The organism is Okeania sp. SIO2F4, assembly GCF_010672385.1.
Taxonomy (GTDB): domain Bacteria; phylum Cyanobacteriota; class Cyanobacteriia; order Cyanobacteriales; family Microcoleaceae; genus Trichodesmium.
This window is the reverse complement of the sequence record NZ_JAAHGT010000689.1, coordinates 1-5,247: the sequence shown is the minus strand read 5'-3', so window position 1 is coordinate 5,247 and position 5,247 is coordinate 1. Positions and strand designations below refer to the sequence as shown.

The 5,247-nt window shown below is 34.0% G+C and carries 2 protein-coding genes; one reads left to right on the top strand and one right to left on the bottom strand.

Translation table 11 applies throughout. The annotated features are described in order from the left end of the window. Positions 1 to 576: 576 nt before the first annotated feature. Positions 577 to 2,514, top strand: coding sequence for an ABC-F family ATP-binding cassette domain-containing protein (locus F6K22_RS30545; protein ID WP_293106876.1), 1,938 nt, complete (start codon positions 577 to 579; stop codon positions 2,512 to 2,514). Positions 2,515 to 3,573: 1,059 nt separating this feature from the next. On the opposite strand, the gene F6K22_RS30540 is transcribed toward F6K22_RS30545, so the two are convergent. Then, the gene (locus F6K22_RS30540; RefSeq protein ID WP_293106879.1) at positions 3,574 to 4,119 is read right to left on the bottom strand and encodes a GrpB family protein; all 546 of its coding nucleotides are present in this window, start codon (positions 4,117 to 4,119) and stop codon (positions 3,574 to 3,576) included. Positions 4,120 to 5,247: the final 1,128 nt, after the last annotated feature.

The window sequence follows — 5,247 nt, the reverse complement described above, 5'->3', positions numbered from 1 at the left end:
GGTTTTCAATAATGGATAATTACCTCTTCCTAAAAGGGAGAGGATTGAGTAAAAAGAAAAAATTTATTTATCGAGGGAAGATTGGATATGGCGTTTCGCTTTTTCCCCTTTCAAGGGGAGGCTAATAAAGCTGAATTATTTAATGATTAATTATTAATTATTCGGTAATATTTTATCTAACGTGGTTTAGTCTCACAACCCAATAAAAAATGGGATTTGGAAACCAAACCCCTACAGTTTTTTAGATTGCAAATTATTTTAGATTAGTATATTAGCTGATATTAAAAATTATCCTTAATATCAAACACTTTTTGACCAAAAAATAAGGTCTCAAGCCTCCCCTTTTAAGGGATGAAACAAAGAATATTCAGTATTTCAAGCCTCTGGGTTCAGCCAGAGGAACTGATAACTGATAACTGATAACTGATAACTGAAATGACAGTCTTGGCTTTGAGCTAGAATTGATGTATAATCTAAACTTAGCTTAATTAGTTATAGTGTTTCTCAAGTTACTGAGATACAGTTCTTATTCTTATTTTCTACTCCCTACTCCCTACTCCCTAATCCCTAAAACAAATGAGTATATTCACACTTCAATCAGTCAAAAAAGATTTTGGCATCAAAGAAATTTTAAAAGATGCCAGTTTCAGTTTAGACCCTAGTGACAAAGTTGGTTTAATTGGTACAAATGGTTCGGGAAAATCAACTCTATTAAAAATGATTGCTGGTTTAGAACCTACAGACGGCGGTCAAATTTTAGTCAATCAAAATGTGAGGATTATTTATTTGCCTCAACAACCAGATTTGGATGAAAATAATACTGTCTTAGAACAGGTTTTTGCCGACAGTGGCGAACAAATGGCATTGGTAAAAGAGTACGAAGAATTATCAGAAAAATTAGCTCATCATCCAGAAGACGATCGGTTAATGGCGCGTTTTTCTGAAGTAACTCAAAAGATGGATTCTACCAATGCTTGGGAGTTAGAAACTAAGGCAAAAATTATCCTGAGTAAATTAGGAATTCAAGATTTTGATGCTAAAGTTAGTAACTTATCTGGAGGTTATCGTAAACGAATTGCTTTAGCAACTGCCTTACTTTCTGAACCTGATGTTTTGTTAATGGATGAGCCAACAAACCATCTAGATGCGATGTCTGTAGAATGGTTACAAAGTTACTTAAATACTTTTTCTGGAGCAATTTTATTAATTACACACGACCGTTATTTTCTCGACCGGGTTACTAATAAAATTCTGGAAATAGATAGAGGCGATATTTACACTTATTCTGGTAACTATTCCTACTTTTTAGAAAAAAAAGCTTTAGCTGAAGAATCAATCGTTAGTTCTCAAAGGAAACATCAAGGCATATTACGCCGGGAATTAGAATGGTTGAAACGAGGTCCGAAGGCTCGCAGCACTAAACAAAAAGCCAGAATTCAACGCATAGAAGAAATGGAAGGAAAAGAATTTAAACAAGCTTTAGGAAAGGTGGATATTTCTACTCCCGGTCGTCGGATTGGCAAAAAGGTTATTGAGTTAGAAAATGTTTCTAAATCCTACGATAGTAGAACTTTGATAAAAGATTTTACTTATGAATTTGTTCCAGAAGATAGAGTGGGAATTATTGGTGGTAATGGAGTGGGAAAATCAACCTTAATGGATATTATTACAGGTAGGGTTGAAGCTGATTCTGGGAAAGTAGAAATTGGGGCGACAATACATATAGGTTATTTTGACCAACATTCAGAAAATTTGTTGGATGCTGCGACTGAAAATCAAAGGGTAATTGATTATATAAAAGATGTGGCAGAGTATGTGCAAACTTCAGATGGTACTCAAATTAGTGCTTCTCAAATGTTGGAAAGATTTCTATTTCCAGGCAATCAACAATATGCTCCTATCTATAAACTTTCTGGTGGGGAAAAAAGACGATTATTTCTGTTAAAAGTATTGATGAGTGCCCCTAATGTTTTGATTTTAGATGAACCGACTAACGATCTAGATGTACAAACATTGGCAGTGCTGGAAGAATATCTCGAAGAATTTAATGGTTGTGTAATTGTAGTTTCTCACGATCGCTATTTTCTCGACCGGACTGTAGAAAGAATTTTTGCTTTTGAAGGAGTAGGAAATTTACGACAATATCCGGGAAATTATTCACTTTATTTAGATTATAAAGAAATAGAAGCAGCAGCCAAAAAATCTGTAGAAGTCGAGGAAAAGCAAAAGGAAAGTCAGCCTAAACAGCAAAAATCAGAAAGAGTTTCTCGCGATAAGACTGGGCAAAGAAAATTATCATCAAAAGAGAAGCGAGAATATCAAAACTTAGAGAAAAAAATTGCTCAGTTAGAAGCTGAAAAAGCTCAGGCAGAAAATAAACTTTATAACGCACCTCCAACAGAGGTCAGCGAAGTTCAAAAACTCCATGAAAAGGTAGAAAGTTTAGGACAAGAAATAGATATTGCTACAGAAAGATGGTTAGAATTAGCAGAGATAGATTCTATGGATAATTAATAATTAATAATTAATAATTAATAATTGATAATTAATCCTTAAAGGTTGAAAGCCTCTCTTTACCACTCGTAGGGGGCTTGGTCTCCAAACCCAAACAAAGATGGGATTTAGAAACCAAACCCCTACAGTTTATTTCACATCTAATTCCTAATTACTATAGCTAAGAAAGAATTGGTTACGACAATTACTGATAATGAATATTAGACTAGGAAATGTTTTTCCAACTGTTCCCTATTACCTGTTCCCTATTCTCTGTTTCTTATTCCCTGATATAACAATATGAACTGTCAAGAACTATTAAAAAAACTGTTAGTCCAATAAATCCTAAGCATTCAGCAGTCAGCCATCAGCTATTAGCTTCATTACCTTTAGTTGGCAAGTCAAGCTTGTCATTACTATGCTTTAATTCTTTGGTTGAAAATTTATTATAAGTTAAACGAAATGATTGTTTCATTGATTAAAAAGCTGTTTGCGTAGCATTCCGCAGTAAGAACTGACTGCTAATAGGTGAATGCTTACAATAAGTCTAAAAAAGGAGCTAGATAAAAGGAAATTGGGAAGAAATAATTTAAGGATTAAGCGAAGAGAATTCAGAGGTGAGCATTTAACAATTAAAATCTATTTATTATGGTATTAATTATGGCTTTATTTGGTTTTTTTCTCGTATAATGATTAAATATAAAAGATTTACAGATAAAGATTTTAGCTTTTTTATTACTGGAAAAAGTACCTGTTTTTCATCTCTATTATGCTCAAAATTTAGCATTTTGGGCAAAAGAGTAGCCCAAAAATTACGGGTGCATCTCATATTTGCAAAAATACTTTTTTTCTATTCCTTATTTCCTGTTCTCTATTTGCTAAATAGCGATCATTTTTTAGCTTTCTTCAAAAGTTGGATGTACCCAAAATTACTTCCCTACTCCTTAAAAACAATATGGTTCAGTTAAGGATTTTTTTGACAGTTCTGTAGCCTGAAAAGCCTATCTAAATGGTTCCATATCATAGGATTTTTCATCTTAACTGAACCGTATTGCCTTAAAAATACTTTTTCAGCAGACCTTAAATAGTCTCACAGGGTGACTGCTGAATACTTAGACGCCATTGTGCTGCTTTTCGAGCTATTTCTTTAATAAAGCTATCTTTGCCATTCATATAACTATCAATATCTGTAGGGTATTTTTGTGCTAAACTGCGCTTTAATTCACTATATTTATGTGCATCTTCAGGATGAGAAATCATATAATCCCGAAATGCTAAATGTCGTTCTATTTGCTTTGAATTAAATTCAAAAATATGAACATGATGAGTTCTAATACCTTCCTGATTATTTTTCCAAAAATAACGACGCCCGGTAATACCAAATTCACCCATTACTTTGTAACCTAGTAACTCCATTGAGGAATTTCGCTCATCAACTTTTACAAGCTCCTTTACTTCAACCAATATATCAATAATTGGTTTAGCGTAAATATGAGCTATAGCTGTACTCCCAATATGATGTATGGCAATTATATTTTCTCCTAGAATATGATTAATTTTTTGTGCTTCTATCTGAAATTTTTCACGCCATTTTGGGTTATGCTTAACTACTTCTACTTTTCTCATAATTTTCACACCAGTTTCATAAATTTTTGCTAGATTATAGCAATCCTATTTCAGTTGTAATATTTTTGGTGGTAGTTAGGAGTCAGGAGTCATTTCAGTTATCAGTTATCAGTACCCCTAGTTGTTTGCGCAGCATGACCTAGGAAAGCTTCGGGATTGAAATATCAAATATTCTATTGTTTTATCCCCTTAAAAGGGGAGGCTTGAGACCAGAATTTTTCGGTCAAAAATTTGTCTGAGAATTTTCCAGAATATCTGCTTTTTCTAGAGGGAAGTAGATATTTTCTGAAGTTGAGCAACTACCTCTTGCCTCCCTTCGACTTTTTGCCAGTTCTCCTCATAGATAAAAATTTTACTCTTATATAGGTAGTCATTTCAGTTATCAGTACCCCTAGCTGTTTGCGCAGCATGACCTAGGAAAGCTTCGGGATTGAAATATGGAATATTCTATTTTTTTATCCCCTTAAAAAGGGAGGCTTGAGACCAGAATTTTTCGGTCAAAAATTTGTCTGAGAATTTTCCAGAATATCTGCTTTTTCTAGAGGGAAGTAGATATTTTCTGAAGTTGAGCAACTACCTCTTGCCTCCCTTCGACTTTTTGCCAGTTCTCCTCATAGATAAAAATTTTACTCTGATATAGGTAGTCATTTCAGTTATTAGTATCCTTAGCTGTTTGGGCAGCATGACAAACAGAAAGCTTCGGGATTGAAATATAGAATATTCTATTTTTTTATCCCCGGAAAAGGAGAGGCGTCTCCCCAGAATTTTTCCCTCAAAAATTTGTCTGAGAATTTTCCAGAATATCTGCTTTTTCTAGAGGGAAGTAGATATTTTCTGAAGTTGAGCAACTACCTCTTGTCTCCCTTCGACTTTTTGCCAGTTCTCCTCACAGATAAAAATTTTACTCTGATATAGGTAGTCATTTCAGTTATTAGTATCCTTAGCTGTTTGGGCAGCATGACAAACAGAAAGCTTCGGGATTGAAATATAGAATATTCTATTTTTTTTATCCCCGGAAAAGGAGAGGCGTCTCCCCAGAATTTTTCCCTCAAAAATTTGTCTGAGAATTTTCCAGAATATCTGCTTTTTCTAGAGGGAAGTAGATATTTTCTGAAGTTGAGCAACTAC